This is a genomic window from Stenotrophomonas sp. AN71 (assembly GCF_050435725.1).
Taxonomy (GTDB): domain Bacteria; phylum Pseudomonadota; class Gammaproteobacteria; order Xanthomonadales; family Xanthomonadaceae; genus Stenotrophomonas.
The window spans coordinates 157,901-175,743 of the sequence record NZ_JBNDKU010000008.1 but is presented as its reverse complement, the minus strand read 5'-3'; the positions used below and the strand labels follow the sequence as shown (position 1 = coordinate 175,743).

At 67.5% G+C, this 17,843-nt stretch carries 18 protein-coding genes; 5 read left to right on the top strand and 13 right to left on the bottom strand.

The genetic code is table 11. The features are described 5' to 3' along the window. Positions 1-24: 24 nt before the first annotated feature. The 6 genes from ABH900_RS14125 to ABH900_RS14100 form a co-directional block, all read right to left on the bottom strand. Positions 25-519 (bottom strand): TPM domain-containing protein, encoded by a 495-nt coding sequence (locus ABH900_RS14125; protein ID WP_429623613.1) that lies wholly within the window; start codon positions 517-519, stop codon positions 25-27. Then, positions 519-1,406 carry a TPM domain-containing protein gene (locus tag ABH900_RS14120; protein WP_429623612.1) on the bottom strand — a complete coding sequence of 296 codons (888 nt, stop codon included), beginning with the start codon at positions 1,404-1,406 and terminating at the stop codon, positions 519-521. The genes ABH900_RS14125 and ABH900_RS14120 overlap by 1 nt, the downstream gene beginning before the upstream one ends. 3 nt (positions 1,407-1,409) lie before the next feature. Further along, positions 1,410-2,030 (bottom strand): LemA family protein, encoded by a 621-nt coding sequence (locus tag ABH900_RS14115; RefSeq protein WP_429623610.1) that lies wholly within the window; start codon positions 2,028-2,030, stop codon positions 1,410-1,412. 711 nt (positions 2,031-2,741) lie between these two features. Beyond that, positions 2,742-3,902 carry an MFS transporter gene (locus ABH900_RS14110; RefSeq protein ID WP_429623608.1) on the bottom strand — a complete coding sequence of 387 codons (1,161 nt, stop codon included), beginning with the start codon at positions 3,900-3,902 and terminating at the stop codon, positions 2,742-2,744. 202 nt (positions 3,903-4,104) lie between these two features. After that, complete coding sequence (locus tag ABH900_RS14105; RefSeq protein WP_429623607.1) at positions 4,105-4,854, bottom strand: TerC family protein; 750 nt, start codon at positions 4,852-4,854, stop codon at positions 4,105-4,107. 33 nt (positions 4,855-4,887) lie between these two features. Beyond that, a complete protein-coding gene (locus ABH900_RS14100) occupies positions 4,888-5,283 on the bottom strand; it encodes a diacylglycerol kinase (protein WP_429623605.1) in 396 nt (131 codons plus the stop codon). Positions 5,284-5,496: 213 nt separating this feature from the next. Between ABH900_RS14100 and ABH900_RS14095 the strand changes: the two genes are divergently transcribed. After that, a complete protein-coding gene (locus ABH900_RS14095) occupies positions 5,497-6,198 on the top strand; it encodes an SGNH/GDSL hydrolase family protein (protein WP_429623603.1) in 702 nt (233 codons plus the stop codon). Positions 6,199-6,444: 246 nt separating this feature from the next. Here ABH900_RS14095 and ABH900_RS14090 read toward each other — a convergent pair whose 3' ends face one another. From ABH900_RS14090 to ABH900_RS14080, 3 genes are all read right to left on the bottom strand, one after another. After that, the gene (locus ABH900_RS14090; protein WP_429623602.1) at positions 6,445-7,716 is read right to left on the bottom strand and encodes a sensor histidine kinase; all 1,272 of its coding nucleotides are present in this window, start codon (positions 7,714-7,716) and stop codon (positions 6,445-6,447) included. Between the two features lie 155 nt (positions 7,717-7,871). Beyond that, positions 7,872-8,585: a response regulator transcription factor gene (locus ABH900_RS14085; RefSeq protein ID WP_002811889.1), complete on the bottom strand. Its 714-nt coding sequence runs from the start codon at positions 8,583-8,585 to the stop codon at positions 7,872-7,874. Between the two features lie 87 nt (positions 8,586-8,672). After that, positions 8,673-9,317 (bottom strand): arylesterase, encoded by a 645-nt coding sequence (locus ABH900_RS14080; RefSeq protein ID WP_429623601.1) that lies wholly within the window; start codon positions 9,315-9,317, stop codon positions 8,673-8,675. Between the two features lie 75 nt (positions 9,318-9,392). Here ABH900_RS14080 and ABH900_RS14075 point away from each other — a divergent pair, with 75 nt between their 5' ends. The 4 genes from ABH900_RS14075 (at position 9,393) to ABH900_RS14060 (ending at position 13,464) form a co-directional block, all read left to right on the top strand. Further along, the gene (locus ABH900_RS14075; RefSeq protein WP_429623599.1) at positions 9,393-10,040 is read left to right on the top strand and encodes an ABC transporter ATP-binding protein; all 648 of its coding nucleotides are present in this window, start codon (positions 9,393-9,395) and stop codon (positions 10,038-10,040) included. Then, a complete protein-coding gene (locus ABH900_RS14070) occupies positions 10,037-12,553 on the top strand; it encodes an ABC transporter permease (protein ID WP_429623597.1) in 2,517 nt (838 codons plus the stop codon). Before ABH900_RS14075 ends, ABH900_RS14070 begins: the two co-directional genes overlap by 4 nt. 69 nt (positions 12,554-12,622) lie before the next feature. Continuing rightward, positions 12,623-12,976, top strand: coding sequence for a DMT family protein (locus ABH900_RS14065; protein ID WP_429623595.1), 354 nt, complete (start codon positions 12,623-12,625; stop codon positions 12,974-12,976). Between the two features lie 2 nt (positions 12,977-12,978). Next, a complete protein-coding gene (locus ABH900_RS14060) occupies positions 12,979-13,464 on the top strand; it encodes a hypothetical protein (RefSeq protein WP_429623594.1) in 486 nt (161 codons plus the stop codon). A 120-nt stretch (positions 13,465-13,584) separates the two neighbouring features. Here ABH900_RS14060 and ABH900_RS14055 read toward each other — a convergent pair whose 3' ends face one another. From ABH900_RS14055 to hemP, 4 genes are all read right to left on the bottom strand, one after another. After that, positions 13,585-14,520, bottom strand: coding sequence for a DUF6607 family protein (locus tag ABH900_RS14055; protein WP_429623593.1), 936 nt, complete (start codon positions 14,518-14,520; stop codon positions 13,585-13,587). A 73-nt stretch (positions 14,521-14,593) separates the two neighbouring features. Next, positions 14,594-15,193 carry a Hemin transport protein gene (locus ABH900_RS14050; protein ID WP_429623591.1) on the bottom strand — a complete coding sequence of 200 codons (600 nt, stop codon included), beginning with the start codon at positions 15,191-15,193 and terminating at the stop codon, positions 14,594-14,596. Between the two features lie 4 nt (positions 15,194-15,197). Beyond that, on the bottom strand, positions 15,198-17,390 hold the full coding sequence (locus tag ABH900_RS14045; protein WP_429623589.1) for a TonB-dependent hemoglobin/transferrin/lactoferrin family receptor: 2,193 nt from the start codon (positions 17,388-17,390) through the stop codon (positions 15,198-15,200). Between the two features lie 154 nt (positions 17,391-17,544). Then, positions 17,545-17,739: a hemin uptake protein HemP gene (gene hemP, locus ABH900_RS14040; RefSeq protein ID WP_005412278.1), complete on the bottom strand. Its 195-nt coding sequence runs from the start codon at positions 17,737-17,739 to the stop codon at positions 17,545-17,547. Between the last annotated feature and the right edge of the window lie 104 nt (positions 17,740-17,843).

Here is a 17,843-nt window from a genome sequence, read left to right as displayed (position 1 = left end):
CAGGCGCCCGCCGCAGATCGGGGTTCAGCCCAGGATCTGCGGCGTATCGGGCAACGCGTCATCCTCCGACCGCGTGGCGGCCGGAAAGTGCCCTTCAATCAGGCTGGAGACCTCGTCGATGGCCCCCTGCAGCGCCGCCACCGGGTTGGCACCGCGCAGGCCCTCGCGCAGATGGGTGCAGACCCGCTGCCACTGGGCTGTGCTGACCCGGCCGTGCAGGCCACGGTCGGCGACGATCTCGATCGCGTGGTCGGCCAGCAGCAGGTAGATCAGTACCCCGTTGTTGTGGGTCGTGTCCCAGGTGCGCAGGCGGGCGAAGGCGTGCTCGGCGGCCTGGCGCGGCGTGACCCGCTGCCATAACGCATCCAGCGGCAGGTCCGCTTCGACCGCGAACATCACCTGTCCACCATGGCGCTGCTCACCGGCGGCAATGGCCTCGGTGATCGCCTGCAGCGTGGCCGGCGGGAACGCGCGCCGCACCGAGGGTGAGAACACATGGCGACACAGACGTTGGATCATCACCAGCCTCCCGAGGCGCCGCCGCCGCCGGAACGGCCACCGCCGCCGCCCCAACCGCCACCGCCACCGAATCCACCACCTCCGCCGAAGCCGCCTCCGCCACCCCAGCTGCCCCCTCCCCAGCCCCCACCGCCGGCAAAGCGGCCGGGATGGCCGGACAGCATCGCCACCACCAGGCCGACCACGCCGGCCACACCGCTGGCCAGCAGCGTGGAGGTGAACAGGAACGCAGCGACGCCCGCACCGGCGCCGCCGAGCAGGCCGCGCAGCGGGCGCGGTACACGCGAGAAGACCCCACGCAGGATGCTGCCGGCAAAGACGCCGATGAACAGCGCCAGGAACAGGCTGTCGCCACCACCGCCGGGTTCGCGGCCACGGTGACCACTGACCGGTGCCGGCAACGGCTCGCCATCGACCAGCTTGACCAGCATCGCCGTAGCGTCGGTGATGCCGCCGGCATAGTCGCCGCTGCGGAAGCGTGGGACCAGGTATTCCTGGATGACCCGGTTGGCGATGGCATCGGGGATGGCGCCTTCCAGACCATAGCCCGGTTCAATGCGCACGCGCCGGTCGTCCTTGGCCACCACCAGCAACACGCCGTCATCCACGCCCTTGCGGCCGATCTGCCACTGGTCGAAGACGCGGGTGGTGTACTGGGCAATGTCCTCCGGCTGGGTAGTGGGCACCACCAGCACCTGCAGCTGGCTGCCCTTGCGCTGCTGAAGATCCAGCGCCTGCTGCACCAGCGCCTGCTTCTGCGTGGCATCCAGCGTGCCGGTGGTATCGACCACCGGCGAATCCAGCGCAGGAATCGGCGCCAGCTGCTGCGCGTGCGACGTCAGCGGCAGCCAGAGCAGAAGGGCCAGCAGCGCAGTGGCCAGGCGCATGGCTCAGTGGCCTGGCTGCGGGGCCGGCTGCTGCGGCTGCGCGTTGCCGAAGTCGACCGTGGGCGCGTTGGAGATCTGCGCCTCGTTGTCCACGGTGAAGTTCGGCTTGGTCTTGTAGCCGAAGATCTTGGCGGTGATCACCTGCGGGAACGAGCGGATGTAGGTGTTGTAGTCCTGCACCTGCTGGATGTAACGACCGCGGGCGACCGTGATGCGGTTTTCGGTGCCTTCCAGCTGCGCCTGCAGATCGCGGAAGTTCTGGTCGGACTTCAGCACCGGATAGTTCTCGGTAACCACCAGCAGTCGCGACAGCGCACTTCCCAGTTCGCCCTGGGCCTGCTGGAACTGCTTCAGCGAGGCCTCGTCATCGGCGTTGACGTTGATCTGGCCAACCCGCGAACGGGCGTTGGTGACTTCGGTCAGCACGCGCTCTTCCTGGCTGGCGAAACCTTTGACGGTCTGCACCAGGTTCGGTACCAGGTCGGCACGGCGCTTGTACTGGTTGAGCACTTCGGACCAGCTGGCCTTGACCGCCTCATCCTTCTGCTGGATGGCGTTGTAACCGCAGCCGGAGAGCAGTGAGGCCAGCAGCATCAGGGGCAGGACGCGGGTAAACAGGCGCATGGCGAAGGTTCCGGGTGGGCTTGGCGCCGAGCATGCCATGGTTGGGGTGAAAGTTCGGCCATCGGCGCCGCCCCCTCCGCGGTGGTTGTGTTTGCTGGCTATCAGGGTTGACCGGGAGGGTGGGTTGGCTGGGGGACGCCGTGAATACGTCCTTGTAGGCTCGGTCGCGCTTGCTCGTGTGCGCTGTCCTGCGCACACGGCAAGACCGGGGTTGGGCATCCTGCCCAACCCGCCCGTGGCATGCCTCGGGCCCATGGCGCTCACGCCCCCAGCCCCCCCCTCCCGGCCACGGACGGTTTCCTGCGCACCGCGGGAAGATCAAAAAGAAAGAGCAAAAGCAAAAGCCCATTCTTCAAGCATTCGTGTCGACCAAGGTCGACACCTACCAGAGCGGGACGCCGTTGCGACAGGCCGCGGGAAACTGTCGAAGGCGGGGTGGGTCAGTTTGCGGGGGCGTGAGCGCCATGGATGGCGCGACCGAGCCTACATGGGTGAGGGCGCTTTGCTTGCGAAGCATTGCTTCGCAAGCGCCCGAACGCCCAGCCGCCAGCGGCTGGGCCGGGCCCCGGAGGGGTACTTGCGGCGTCCCCCGCAAACTGACCCGCCCAGCCATCCCACGGATTGCCCGCTGTTGCTGTTGCTGTTGCTGTTGATTCGGCAGTTGCTCGTAGCGGGTGCAGGGCTGCAAGCCATGCCGGAAACCCTCCCCTCTCAGCAGGCTTCAGCCACCGCAGTGCGCGTGCGCCCCAGCCACGCCAGCAGCAGGCCCGACGCCGCCAGCAGGCCACCGGCCACCGGAATCGCGGCGTAGCCCAGCCCCGAGCTGATCACCGCACCACCCAGCGCGGCACCCACCGCATTGCCGAGGTTGAACGCCCCCACATTGATCGACGAGGCCAGGCCCGGGGCGTCGGTGGCCGCTGCCATCACCCGCATCTGCAACGGCGGCACGATGGCGAACGTGGCCGCACCGAACAGCAGCAGGCCCAACGCGGCGGTGGCGTGGCTCATGAAGGCCAGCGGCAGCACGAACATCAACACCGCCAGTACTGCCAGAAGAATGCGGGTGGCACCGTCCAGCGACCAGTCGGCCATGCGCCCACCAATGCCGTTGCCGAAGGTGAAGCCGATACCGATCAGCGCGAGCGACATCGCGATGAAGGCGTTGGAGGCTCCGGTCAGCTCGGTCAGCACCGGCGCCACGTAGGTGTAGAGGGTGAACATCGCACCGGCACCGAGCACCGTGGTGCCCATCGCCAGCAGCACCTGCGGCTGCAGGATCGCCTTCAGTTCGCGGCGCACGTCCGGTCGCGAGCCCGGCGCCGAGGCCGGCAGCGCCAGGCCCAATGCGGTGATCGCCACCAGGCCCAGCACGGCGGTACCAGCGAAGGACAAGCGCCAGCCCAGCTGCTGGCCGACCCAGGTCGCCAGCGGCACGCCACCGATGTTGGCGATGGTCAGGCCCATGAACATGGTGGCCACGGCCGCCGCCTGCTTGTCCTTCGGCACCAGGCTGGCGGCCACCACTGCACCGATGCCGAAGAAGGCACCATGGTTGAGGCTGGTCACCAACCGCGACAACAGCAGCAGGCCGTAGTTCGGGGCCAGCGCCGAGAGCAGGTTGCCGACCACGAAGATCGACATCAGCAGCATCAGCGCGCTGCGCTTGCCGAAACGCCCCATCAGCAGCGTCATCACCGGCGCGCCCAGCATCACGCCGACGGCATAGGCGGTGATCAACATGCCAGCGGACGGGATGCTCACGCCGACGCCATCGGCGATGACCGGCAGCAGGCCCATCGGGGCGAATTCGGTGGTGCCGATGGCAAAGGCACCGACGGCGAGGGCCAGCAGGGCAGCTCTGGAGTTCATGGGGTCGTGTGGGGGCGAGTACGGGCAGGTGCGTAGCCTGCGCGCATTGCGCTGCGGGATTAAGCCTCGCCCCGGGAAAACACTGTTGATTCCAGTTCACAGACGGGCACGCCGGGCCACGCGCGGCGAGCGCAGCGGCCCCGGAACGCAGAACCCCCGGCCGGGCCGGGGGTTCTGGGTGACACATTTACCAGTGGCGCGCTTACCAGTTGCCAGCGCCCGGCACGTTGTGATCGCGTGCGCGGCGGCGCATCAGCAGGTTCAGCCACTCCACCAGCACCGAGAAGCCCATTGCGGCGTAGATGTAGGGCTTGGGCACGTGCAGGTCCAGGCCGTCCAGGATCAGCACTGCACCGATCATCAGGATGAAGGCCAGCGCCAGCATCTTCACCGTGGGGTTAGCATCGATGAAGCGGCCCAGCGGGTTGGCCGCCAGCAGCATCACCAGCACCGACAGCAGGATGGCGGCGACCATCACCGGGATGTGGTCGGCGATGCCGACCGCGGTGATCACCGAGTCCAGCGAGAACACGATGTCGATCACCGCGATCTGCGCGATCACGTAGCCGAACACGGCCGAGGCCTTGGTGGTGCTGGGATCTTCATCCTCGCCACCGCTGATCAGTTCCTTGATCTCCATGCAGCCCTTGATGATCAGGAACAGGCCGCCGACGATCAGCACCAGGTCGCGGATGGAAATGCCCATGCCGGCCACGGTGAACAGGTTGGCCGCCATGTGCGCCAGGTAGGCCAGCGACACCAGCAGGGCGATGCGGGTGATGCAGGCCACGGCGATGCCCAACTTGCGCGCGAACGGACGGCGCTCCTCGGGCAGCTTGCTGACCGCGATGGAAATGAACACCAGGTTGTCGATGCCGAGCACGATTTCCAGCGCGCTGAGCGTGAACAGGGTCACCCAGGCATTGGGGTCGGCGAGGAACTCAAAGGACATGGAAACTCTTCAAGGCAGTGGGGGAATGGGGTTTCAGCCGTAGGCACCGGCCAGCGTGTGCGGAACCACGACCAGGGCCCAGCACAGCAGCACGTTCATCATCAGCACGAACACCGCCGCCGAGCCCATGTCCTTGGCGCGGCCAGCCAGCTCGTGGATCTCGCTGCCGTAGCGCTCGATCACCGCCTCGATGGCCGAATTGGCCAGCTCCATCGCCAGCACCAGCAGCATCGAGCCGATCAGCAGCGCGCGCTCCACCGGCGTCTGGCCCAGCCAGATCGCGACCGGGGTCAGCAGGATCAGCAGGTAGACCTCCAGCCGGAACGAGGACTCGTGCAGCCAGGCGGCACGCAGGCCCTGCCAGGACCAGCGGGCGGCCTGGAAGATGCGGCGGGGACCGCGGGGCATGTGGCCGAACTGGTCAGCCACGGAGGAAACATCCAGCAACAAGGGCGCGGCGCAGCGACCGCTCAGACGCACGGCAGGCAATCATGGGTGCACAGGAATAGGCAGACAGCCCCCATTTTGCCACAAGGCCGCCGGCCATACGCCGGAACGCCCCGGCGAATGGCCTGCCACGGGCAAGCATGCCGCCTGTCCCGCTCTCTATGATGGGGTTCCCCTTGCCTGCTGGAGCGCCTGATGTCCCGTCGTCATACCTGCCTGCTGATGCTTGGCCTGCTGACCGCCGCGCCGTTGGCGCAGGCCCGGGGCCCAGCCGCGCCACCGCGCGTGCCGGACCAGGTCTCCAACGTGGCCTGGGCAGGCGACATGGAGCATTTCGCCCGTGCCGACCAGGCCAGCCCGCCACCGCGCGGCGGCATCGAATTCATCGGCAGCTCGTCGATCCGGATGTGGGAGAGCCTGGCCCGCGACTTCCCCGGCCAGCCGGTATTCAACCGCGGCTTCGGTGGCTCGGAAGTGCGCGACAGTACGTGGTACGCCGACCGCATCGTGGTGCCGTACGCGCCCTGCAAGGTGTTCTTCTACGCCGGTGACAACGATCTCAATGCCGGCCGCAGCGCCGTGCAGGTGCGCGACGACGTGGTCGCCTTCGTGCGGCGCGTGCACCGCGACCTGCCGAAGACCCGCGTGGAGTACCTGTCGATCAAGCCCAGTCCGTCACGTGCGCACCTGCTGCCGGCGATCAACGAGGCCAACACGCTGGTCAAGGCAGCCCTGGCCAAGCTGCCCAATACCGGTTTCACCGACGTCTACACGCCGATGCTGGGCACTGATGGCCAACCGGACGCGACGCTGTTCCGCGAGGACATGCTGCACATGACCCCGGCCGGCTATGCGCTCTGGACCAAGGCGCTGGCGCCGAAGGTCAACTGCAACTGAGGCATTACGGACGCCGGGCATGGCCCGGCGTTACCGCAACCCCATCCACGCATGGCGTGGATCTACTGTGGATCGCGGGAATCTGTCGAAGGCGGGGCGGCGTGCGTTTGCAGGACCGTTGGCGCCATGGATGGGTTTACGGCGTGGCCTGCAAACCCACACCGGCCCGGCCCGCCACTCCACGGAACGCCCGCTTTTGATGTTGATGTTGCCTCGGCGGTGCCGGGCGCAGCCCGGCAAAAGCCCCTACCGGAAGATCACCGTGGCTTCGGTGCCCTTGCCCGGCTCGCTGGCCAGGCTGACCTTCCAGCCGAAACGGTCGCACAACCGGCGCACGATCGACAGGCCCAGGCCGGTGCCCTGCGGGCGGCTCGGCTCGGCGCGATAGAACGGTTCGAACGCCCGCGACAGTGCCTCGGCGGACATGCCGATGCCGGTATCACGCACCACCACCCGGTCGTTGTGCACATGCACGTCGATGTGTCCTTCGTCGGTGTAGCTGCAGGCGTTGCGTACCAGATTGCTGACCACCACCTGCAACACCCGCGGCGGCGCGTGCAGCTGCACCGGACCCTCGCTGTGCAGCTGCACCGACACCGGCCGGTTGCCCAGCAGCTCGTTGGCGTTGTCCACTTCGTAGCGGACGATGTCGTTGACGTCGAACAGCTCGACCTGTGGCTCGACGTCGGCCTCGCGGGCCAGGATCAGGAACGCGTCGATCACCGCTTCCATGTCGCGGCCCGCGCGCTGGATGCGCTGCAGGCTGCGGCGCAGGCGCGGCTGCAGGGTTTCATCCCCCAACGCCATGTCACTGGCCACGCGGATGACCGTCAGCGGCGTGCGCAGTTCGTGGCTGGCATCGCGGGTGAAGTTGCGCTCGCGCGCCACGTGCGCACTGACCCGGTTGGCCAGCGAGTGCAGCGCAGCCGCCAGCTGCCGGGTTTCGCCCTGCATGTCCGCGGGCAGCTTGTTCGGTTCAAGGTCGGCCGCTTCCGGATGGCCCGGATCCCAGCGCGACACACGTCGCGCCAGCCAGTTCACCGGCGACACCAGGCGCTTGGAGGCACGGTAGGTCACCCAGGTGGCGCCATACACCGCCAGCAGGGTCAGCAATACCGGCACGATGCCGAACCAGAACGCCAGCATTTCCGCGCGCGAGCGCAGGAACACCAGGTACAGGCGGCCGGCCGGGCGAACATCGACCAGCACCAGCTGGTCGTCCTTGGGCAATTCGTGGAAGCCGGGCTCCAGGTTGCGCAGGTTGGCGGGCAACGACAATGCCGACTGCCCACTTTCCAGCAGGTAACCGCGGATGTTCTGGGTGTTGGGCGGCGGCTGCACCGGCGAGGCCTCGTGCAGGGTCCAGTAGTAGGCCGCCTCTTCGCGCAGGGCCGCACCGACCAGGCTGTGCTTGATCACCAGCGAGACCAGCCAGGCACCGAGCAGGATGCCCAGGCTGGCCAGGACTGCCTGCAGGATGAAGGCGATACGGATCTTGCGCGGCAGGCCGTGCGGCATTGCGGGGTCCCGGTCAGAGCGCTGCGATTATAGGCAGCGCACCGCGCCGTAGTCGTGCATGGGGGATGACCGGCGGCAATACCGGCCGGTCATACCCTGCCCCGCGCATGGCCGGTGCCCGGCCGGGCCTGTTGCTGCACCGGCGCGGGCCCCGATCAGGCCATCGGCTGGGCGATATCGGCAATGCGGTAGCCGGCGCTCTGCACGGTGTGCAGCAACGGACGGTCGAACGGCTTGTCGATGATCTTGCGCAGGTTGTACAGATGACTGCGCAGGGTGTCCGAATCGGGCAGGCCATTGCCCCAGATCTCGCGTTCGATCTCCTGGCGGGTGACCACGCGCGGCGATTCGCGCATCAGGATGGTCAGCAGGCGCAGACCGATCGGCGACAGCTGCAGCTCGGTACCGGCACGCGTTGCACGCATGCTGACCGGGTCGAGCACCAGATCGGCGACCTTCAGCACTTCCGAACCGACCTGGCGTCGTTCACGACGGATCAGCGCGCGCAGGCGGGCTTCCAGCTCCTGGATCGCGAACGGCTTGGTCAGGTAGTCATCGGCGCCGAAACCCAGGCCGGTGAGCTTGTCGTCCAGGGTGTCGCGTGCGGTGAGCATGAGCACCGGTGTCGACTTGCGCGCATCGTTGCGCAGGCGACGGCACACTTCGATCCCATCCAGGCGCGGCAACATCAGGTCGAGCACTACGACGTCATAGCTGTTTTCCGCCGCGAGGCGGTAGCCATCCAGGCCGTCCTGTGCATAGTCGACTTCGAAGCCGCGACCTTCCAGGTACTCTCCGATCATCTCGGAAATATTGCGGTTGTCTTCGACCACCAGCACCAAGCCGGAAGTCTCCTTCGTCTGACGCATGTGATTCCCTCTAACTTCAGCTTTGTGAAACATGCCGGATCGACGGTGGACGCGATGTGAAGTTCCGTCAAGAGGGAATCAAACGGTTCACAGCAGCGGCCTCAGCAGCGGCCAGACGTTGTCCAGCACCTTCGGCTGCGCCTGCGCGGTGGGATGCAGACCATCGGCCTGCATCATGCCCGGCTGCAGGGCCACGCCCTCCAGCAGGAACGGCAACAGCGGCACCTTGTACTGCGTGGCCAGCGCGCGATAGACCGCTGCCAGGCGCTGCCGGTACGCCGGGCCATAGTTGGGCGGCACGTCGATGCCCAGCAGCAGCACCTTGGCGCCGGCCTTCTGGCTGGCCTGTACCATCTTTTCCAGATTGGCCTGCACCTGTGCCGGCGTCAGCCCGCGCAGAGCGTCGTTGCCGCCCAGCGCAATCACCACCACGGTCGGCTTCTCCTTGCCCAGCAGCCCCGGCAGGCGGGTCAGCGCGCCGGCAGTGGTCTCCCCGCTCATGCTGGCATTGACGATACGAGGCGGTGTTTTCGACTGCTGCCTGACCCGCTGCTGCAGCAGGCTGACCCAGCCGGCGTCGGCAGGGATATTGTGGGCGGCACTGAGGCTGTCGCCGAGCACCAGCACCGTGCCGGCCGGACCTTTGGCACAGGCCAGCCCCGGCAGCAGCAGGAACCCTAGCAGCAGCACCATCATCGCGCCGGCTCGCCGGCTCCATCCCGTCTTGCGCATTGGAGTCTCCTCATCGACAGCCTGTCCCCCCGCAGCGCGTCCGTCGCCATCGCCGTCGATCAGGTCGGCAAGTCCGTGCATGGACCGGAGGGTGAAGTCCACATACTGGACAACATCACCCTCACCGTCCATGAAGGCACCAGCGTGGCCATCGTCGGCGCCTCCGGCTCTGGCAAGACCACCCTGCTCGGCCTGCTGGCCGGGCTGGACCTGCCCAGCCGCGGTGGCATCACCCTGGCCGGTCAGGCACTGGGTGCACTGGATGAGGAAGCCCGCGCGCAGCTGCGCGCGCGCGAAGTGGGCTTCGTGTTCCAGAGCTTCCATCTGCTGCCGGCGCTGACCGCCGCGGAAAACGTGGCGCTGCCGCTGGAACTGGCCGGCCGCGAAGACCGCGCGCGGGTCAATGAGGTGCTGGCCCAGGTCGGACTGTCACACCGCGCCCGCCACTACCCGCGCCAGCTGTCCGGTGGCGAACAGCAGCGCGTGGCGCTGGCCCGCGCCTTCGTCACCCGCCCGCGCATCCTGTTCGCCGACGAACCGACCGGCTCGCTGGACCATGCCACCGGCCAGCACATCAGCGACTTGCTGTTCGAGCTCAATGCCGGCAGCGGCACCACCCTGGTGCTGGTCACCCACGACCTGCGCCTGGCCCAGCGCTGCCAGTTCATCCACCGCATCGACAACGGCCAACTGTTGCCGGTCGAACACGGGGCCGAAGCATGAACCTGCTGCGCCATGCCTGGCGCGCGCTGCGCCGCGAGGCGCTGGCCGGCGACCTGCTGACCGTGTTCGCTGCGCTGGTGCTGGGCGTGGCAGTGATGACCGCAGTGGGCACGCTGGTGAACCGGGTCAACCTGGCGCTGACCGGCAGCGCGGCGGAGATGCTCGGCGGTGATCTCGGCCTCGCCGGGCGCGACGACCCGCCGGCAATCTTCGCCGAAGAGGCACAACGCCGTGGCCTGGCGCACACCCGCATCGCCAGCTTCGGCAGCGTGCTGTTCCATGGCGAGGCCAGCCAGATGGCCAGCATCAAGGCGGTACAGGCCGGCTATCCGCTGCGTGGCACGTTGCGGGTGCGGGCCACGCCCGGCGGCGCGTTGATCGCCGATGCCGGCATGCCGCCACAGGGCCAGGCCTATGCAGACCCACGCCTGCTGCAGGGGCTGGGGCTGAAGGCCGGCGATGACCTTGAATTCGGCGCCGGCACGCTGCGCATCGCCGGCATCATCGAGGCCGAGCCGGACACCGGTGGCGACCTGTTGACGCTCTCCCCGACCCTGCTGGTCAACCGCGCCGACGTGGAAGGCACCGGCCTGCTCGGCCCCGGCAGCCGCATCAGCTACCGGCTGATGTTCGCCGGAGCCGCAGACCAGATCGCGGCACTCCGGCAGTGGCTGCTGCCACAGGTGAAGGGCCTTCGCGTGCTGAGCGTGGACGACACCCAGCGCGGCGTGCGCCAGGCCTTCGACCTGGCCGGCCGCTTCCTCGGCCTGAGCGCGCTGCTGGCGGTGCTGCTGGCCGGCGTGGCCACGGCGCTGGCAGCCAACCGCTTTGCGCTGCGCCGCATCGACCAGGTGGCAATCCTGCGCTGCCTGGGCGCGCGCCAGCGCGACATCCTGGCCGGCCTGGCGCTGAAGCTGCTGATGCTGGCGGTGCCGGCCTGCGCGCTCGGCATCGGCCTGGGCATGGCCGCGCAGGAAGGCCTGGTGCAGGTGCTGGGCAGCCTGGTGCCGCAGCGCCTACCACTGCCGGACGCGATGCCTGCGCTGACCGGCGCCGGCATCGGCCTGTTGCTGCTGTTCGGCTTCGGCCTGCCACCACTGCTGCGCCTGCGCGGGGTGCCGCCGATGCGCGTGCTCAACCGCTCCTTCGCCACCCTGCCACCGGCGTCCCTGCTGGCCTATGTCGCGGCACTGGCGGCCAGCCTGCTGCTGGCGGTGCAGGTGACCGGCGATCTGAAACTGGCGCTGTGGGTGCTGGGCGGGCTGGCCGCGCTGGCGCTGGCAGCCAGCGTGGCCGGCTTCGTGCTGCTGCAGCTGCTGCGCGGCCTGCAGCATCGCCTGCACGGCAACTGGCGGCTGGGCCTGGCCGCGCTGACCCGGCGCCGGCTGCTGGCGGTGATGCAGCTGGTCGGACTGTCGCTGTCGCTGTGCGCGCTGCTGTTGCTGGCTGTGACCGGCCCCGGGCTGCTGCAGCAGTGGCGTGAGCGGCTGCCGGCGGACACCCCCAACTACTTCCTGATCAACATCCAGCCCGAACAGCGCGACGGCGTGCTGGCCGCACTGCGCGGCCTTGGCGCGGACGACGCCAGCATCGAACCGATGGCCACCGGCCGCCTGATCGCAATCAACGGCAAGCCACCACTGCGCGTTGACCGCACGCCCGCGCAGGAGGGACAACCGGCGCAAGGCGAAGGCCAGCGCGATGACGACGACGAGAACCGGCCGTTGAACTTCAGCTGGCGCAGTACCTTCCCGCCGGCCAACACGCTGGTCAACGGCACGTTCTGGACGCCTGACAGCACCGCGCCGGAGGCTTCGGTGGAGACGGGTTGGGCCAAGCGCTACGGCGTGCAATCCGGCGACCGCATCACGATTGCGGTGGGCGAGCAGGAGCGCGAATTCACTGTCACCAGCATCCGCAAGGCGGACTGGAATACCTTCCGCCCGAACTTCTTCGTGCTGCTGAACCCGAACGCGGTGGGTGACACCCCGCACAACCTGCTGTCGGCGTTCCACCTGCCAGCCGGCAAGGCTGCGGGGCTGGGCGAGCTGGTGCGCGCGCAGCCGAACCTGTCGCTGCTGGATGTGGATGCGGTGATCTCGCAGGTGCGCGACGTGATGGAGCGGGTGGCTCAGGCGGTGCAGCTGGTAATGGTGTTCAGCCTGCTGGCCGGCGTGCTGGTACTGCTGGCCGCGCTGCAGGCCACCGCCGGCGAACGCCGCTACGACAGCGCGGTGTTGCGCACGCTGGGCGCGACCCGACGCCAGCTGCGCGGCGCGGTGCTGGTCGAGTTCGGCGCGCTGGGCACGCTGGCGGCGCTGCTGGCGGTGGGCGCCGCGGCCGGTATCGGCGTGGCGGTCTCGCAGAAGGTATTCGAGCTGCCGATGCTGCCACCGTGGCCGGGCCTGCTGCTTGGCGGCGCACTGGGCATCGGGCTGAGCCTGCTGGCCGGCTGGTGGGGTACCCGCCGCATCCTGCATACGCCACCGGCGCTGGCCCTGCGCGAGGCCTGACGTGGTGCTGACACGCCGTGGCAGGCGACGGCGGTATGCTGCGCGCCCCCATTCCATGAGAGCGCCCGGATGCCCGGCACGTCGTTCGCGTCCTATCTGTACCCGGTGTTGCTGCTGCTCGGCAGCAACATCTTCATGACCTTCGCCTGGTACGGGCACCTGAAGTACAAGAGCGCACCGCTGATGGCGGTGATCATGGTCAGCTGGGGCATCGCCTTCTTCGAGTACTGCCTGCAGGTGCCCGGCAATCGGCTGGGCAGCGCGGTGTATTCAGCGCCGCAGCTGAAGGGCATGCAGGAGGTGATCACCCTGCTGGTGTTCGCGGTGTTCTCCGCGTTCTACCTGGGCCAACCGCTGAAGTGGAACCACTATGCCGCGTTCGGGCTGATCGTGGCGGCGGCGTTTTTGATGTTCAAGGAATAGGAATGAAGCACGGATTCTGCCTGCGTCTTCTTCTCGTCGGTATTCCGCTGTTCGTCGCGCTGCTGCCCGCATGCGCCCGCACGGCGGTTGGCCATGTCCCGGACCCGGTACAGGCCTTCGTGCTGGAAACGATGCTGGCGGATGAAGCGCGCGCCTTCCACGATGGCCGCGAGACCTATCTGGTTCCGGCCGGCGTATCACGCACGCGCAGCGATGCCGACGTGGTGGCCGACCTGCGTGCGGAGTTCAATCGGTTCTACCAGGGCCAACCGAAGCCCAGAAAGGAAGTGGCGCACATGGCGATCCTGGTCGCGCAGACCGCGCTGCTGTTGCCTGACCGGAGCGCCTGCAGCACTGATCGAGTGCGTTGCCGCGAGGCCGTCATGGGCGTCCGCACCCGCGATGACGAGGCGAGCCTGCAGGCCACCCTGCGGGCCTTCCAGGACGCGGGGCTGGACCTGACCACGTTGAGTGAGACGGCGTCCTGAGCTCGTCATCCACGCATGGCGTGGATCTACTGCTTCCCGGAATGCGCACCCGTCCGGTAGATCCACGCCCTGCGTGGATACGGTGCCGGGCAAGCCCGGCACCCATCAGGGCGAAGGCGATCAGTTTTCCTTCGGGGCCTTTTCCACGTACTTGGCGAAGACTTCGTCGATCTGCTTGTCCTTCACCTTCTTGCCGGCCTGGATCTCCTCGGCCTGGGTGAACATCGGGATGATCATCGCCATGCCATCGAGCTTGGTCTTCAGGTGCACGCCCGGGGCCTGGCCGAGGAAGCCGTCCCAGCGCTGGCGGACCTTGGCCCAGTAGCCGGCAGTGGCCTTCCAGTAATCGCGGGCCGGGCTGAAATCGACTTCGGTGGTCTTCACGTAGTCGTTGAAGCCGAACTCACGTGCGATCTCCACCTGGCTGCCGTCGGCGTTGCGCTGCACCTTGGTGTTGAACTGCTCGTGGGTCCAGCCGTTCGGCGTCAGCGTGTGGCGGTTGATCACGGCCAATGCGTTGTAGTCGCTGCGCTTGGTGTACTCACGGCGCGGCAGCGGACGCCAGCTCAGATCGCTGGTCCAGGTCGGCACGTTGTTGCCATAGGTCCACTTGCCGGTACCGCAGTAGCGTGGCGCGTCGCTCACTTCGTACACGCACTGGGTCCAGGCGCCCTGGTTGATGGTCGCTGGAATGCTGCGCACCTGCCAGGTCTGGTCGGCACTGAACTCGAATCGGTTGGGTGCCTCGTAGACCCAGTCCTGGCGCCAGTGCTTGGTGATGTGGCCGCTCTTCTCGTCCAGCAGCAGATGCTGCAGCACGATGCGCTTCGGGGTGTCCTCGACCACGATGACCACTTCGTTGCCGCCGCTGCGCATCGCCGGCGCGCGCTCATAGCCCGGCTTCAGCAGCACGGTTTCGTCGAAGGCGAAATCGACGGTGTACTCGCCCTGCATGGCCAGGATGCTGTCATGGTCGCGGGCGATGTCGGAGGGCTGCGCGCTGGCCACGCCGTTGGCGGCGAGCAACAGCAGGACGCTGGCTGTCTGGAACTTCATCGGGATCTTCCTTCGGGGTTGCAGGTTCGTTGAGAGGCCGTCCATGGCCGACAGGCGTTCCATCAGGAATGGATCAGAGGCGGATCAACGGCAGGTCGCCGGAAACCCGCGCGGCCGGGCGCCGCGCGGCGCCGGCACAGCAGCAGTCATCGATCGCCAGTTCGCCGTCGGCCCCTTCCAGGCGCGCGATACGGCGCGCGGTGGCAGCCCCCAGCGAAGACAGCGTGGACAGGCTGGCAGCCAGAGTACGGCCCTCATCGGCGGCGTGCAGGCGCAGCGTGCACAGGCGCCAGCGCTGGCCACCGAGATGGCCGGCCAGACGCCGCCACAGGCGCTCGCCCACGCTGCCGTCGCTGTCGTGCTCCGGGCCCGGCGGCAGCGAGGCCACCAACCGGTCCCAGGCCAGGAAATCGCTGTCCGGCAGCAGGTACAGGCGCCACACGCAACGGCCGCGACCATCGAGGAAGCACAGGCTTTCGCGCAGGCCCTCGCTGTCCACGCCCTGGCAGGCATGCACGCGTACCGCCTGGCGCCAGCCACCCAGCTCATTGCCGTCGGCGTGGTACAGGCACAACACGGTGCCAAGCGTGGCCAGCTGTGCCGGGGTCGGCCAGGCCACGCTGTTCGGCGTGGCGATGACGTGGTTCCTGCGTGCGGACAAGGCTCGGCTCATGAGATCACCAGGAAACGGCAAGACTGGCGGAGAGGGTGCGGCCCGGGCTGGTGTAGCGATCCAGCACGCGGCTGGTCGGCAACAGCGTCGAACCCACGTTGGACCAATCGATGTAGCGCTTGTCGCCCAGGTTGAACACACCCACATTGAAGGTCGCGCCCGGCACGAAGTTCCAGTGCGCCATCAGGTCGGCCACGCCGTAACCGGCCGGACGGTAGGCCGTGGCCGAGGCCAGGCGGTCCTTGCGCTTGACGAAGGTGCCGGCCAGTTCCACGCCCCAGGTGTCGGTGTCATACATCAGGCCGACGGTGCCACGCAGCGGATCGACCGAATCCAGCGGCGCATCCTCGGTCTTGTTGTCGCCGCGCGACCACGCCACTGCGCTGCGCAGTGCCCAGCCCTGCAGGGCCGGGCTGATCTGGCCGAAGTCGACGCCGGCCTTCAGTTCGGCGCCGTAGATGCGCGCGTCGGCGATGTTGCGCGACTGGAACACCATCAGGCCCTGCGCGTTGGTGCCGACCAGCGACTGCGACTCGATGAAGTCCTTGTACTCGTTGTAGTAGCCGCTGAGGCTGACGTAGGCCGCCGGCGACAGGAAGCGCACGCCCAGTTCCATGCCATCACTGGTTTCCGGCTTCAGGTCCGGATTGGGAATGGCGGTGTACCCGAAGGCGAAGTTGGTGAATCCGAGGTTGACGTCGCTGTACGGCGGCGAGCGGAAGCCATGCGAATAGCCGGCAAACAGCGACCACGCGTCGGTGAAGCGGTAGACCAGGCCGAACTTGGGCGAAACGCTGGTCTTGGTCAGCTTCGATACCGGCACGCCCGGGTTGTCTTCGGCGAAGATGCTGTCCACCTCCGGCTTCAGTTCGTAGCGGTCCACGCGCACGCCCGGCACCAGCGAAAGCTTGCCGCCAACCAGGCGCATTTCATCCTGTGCGTACAGGCCCAGCTCGGTGGTCTTGCTGATCGGGAAATCGCGCACCGGGAACGCGTCGGGCAGGATGGTGGTGCTGGTCTGGCCGTTGGCCAGTACCTGGTAGCCATCGCGCTTCTGGCGGATCTCGGTGCGCGCGCCCCCGAAGCCATAGGTCAATGCGTGCTCGACGCTGCCGGTGCTGAAGGCCTTGTTGAACTGCGCCTGCAGACCGTACCCGCGCTGGTCGAAATTGAACTCGCGGTGGCGGCGGCTGCGATTGGCGCGATCCTCATCGGTGATCTGGGTGGTTTCGCTGTGCTGGGTGTACACCTGCCAGTGCAGGCTGTCGGCGAAGCCCTTGTCCAGCGCATCCATTTCATGGGCAAACGACACGCGCGTGCGGTTCTGCTTGTCGCGCGCCTTCATGCCGGTGGTGGTGGTGCGATCGATCGAGGACAGCACGTTGGTATCGGTGTTGTCTTCGTTGCCTTCCACCGTCAGGCGGAAGCGCTGGTCCGCGCTCGGTGCGTAGACCAGCTTGGCCAGGCCGCTGCGGCCGTCGCGGTCCTGCGGGTTGGGGGCGGTGCGGGTGTTGTCGAGGCTGCGCACATCGCCCTTGTTGTCGGTTTCCTGGCCCTGGCGGTGGTTGATGTTGACCATGCCGCTCCAGTGTTCGCCACCGAATGCGCTGGTGACGCCGCCGAGCAGGCCCTTCCACTCACCGTCATAGCCGAACTTCAGGCCGAAATAGCTGTCCTTGCCGTCCTTCAGGTAGTCGGCCGGGTCCTTGGTGACGAAGGCGACCACGCCGCCAAGGGCATCCGAGCCATACAGCGAGCTGGCCGGGCCGCGCACGATCTCAACGCGCTTGAGCGTATCCAGATCGGTGAAGTTGCGGTTGGCATTGGAGAACGAACCGATGTTGAAGCTGGTCGGCATGGCGATGCCATCGGTCTGCACGCGCACACGGTTGCCGTCCAGGCCACGGATGCGGATGCTGCCCAGACCGAAGCGCGCCGCGCTGCGGTTGACCGACAGGCCCGGCTCATAGCGCAGCAGATCCTTGACGTCCTGCACCAGGTGGCGGTCCATCTGCTCACGGTCGATCACGTCGACCGTGGCGGCCACGTCGCTGACCGCACGCTCGGTACGGGTGGCGGTGACCTGCACGCGGTCGAACTCGCGCGCCTCGGGGGCGGCGCTGGCAGCGGCGGCGGCATGGGCAGACAGCGGCAGGGCCATCGAGACGGCAAGGCAGAGGGCGGTATGGCGGGTCATCGGGTTCGTTCGTTCAGGCAGGGGAACCCCCGGTTACCGGCACACCCGGGAAGGTGCACGCGGTAGACCGAGGGGGAGAGAGCGGGAGCGGACGGGTCGCCCACCCTGTCGGCACTGCCGGCAGGAGGGAGGGAGGCGGGCGACCAGGCCGTGATTACTTGGTCAGGATCAGCTTGTCGTTGCTGGTGTGCCGCAGGCGGTAGAAGCGGTCGCCATGCTGGATCAGGATTTCACGACGGCCCTTGAGCAGGGCTTCGCTGTCGATGACCTCTTCCGGCGGAACGACGCGGACCGGACGATCGCGGAGGGTCAGCGTTTCGGGGCGCAGCAGTACAGGTTGAGCATTCATGAGCATCTGGACTCGTGCGAGGGACGAGTTAAATGATAATGATTCTCAGTTGACAATCAACAACCATTCTCACTTTCATTGATGAGATTAATGATCGAATTCGC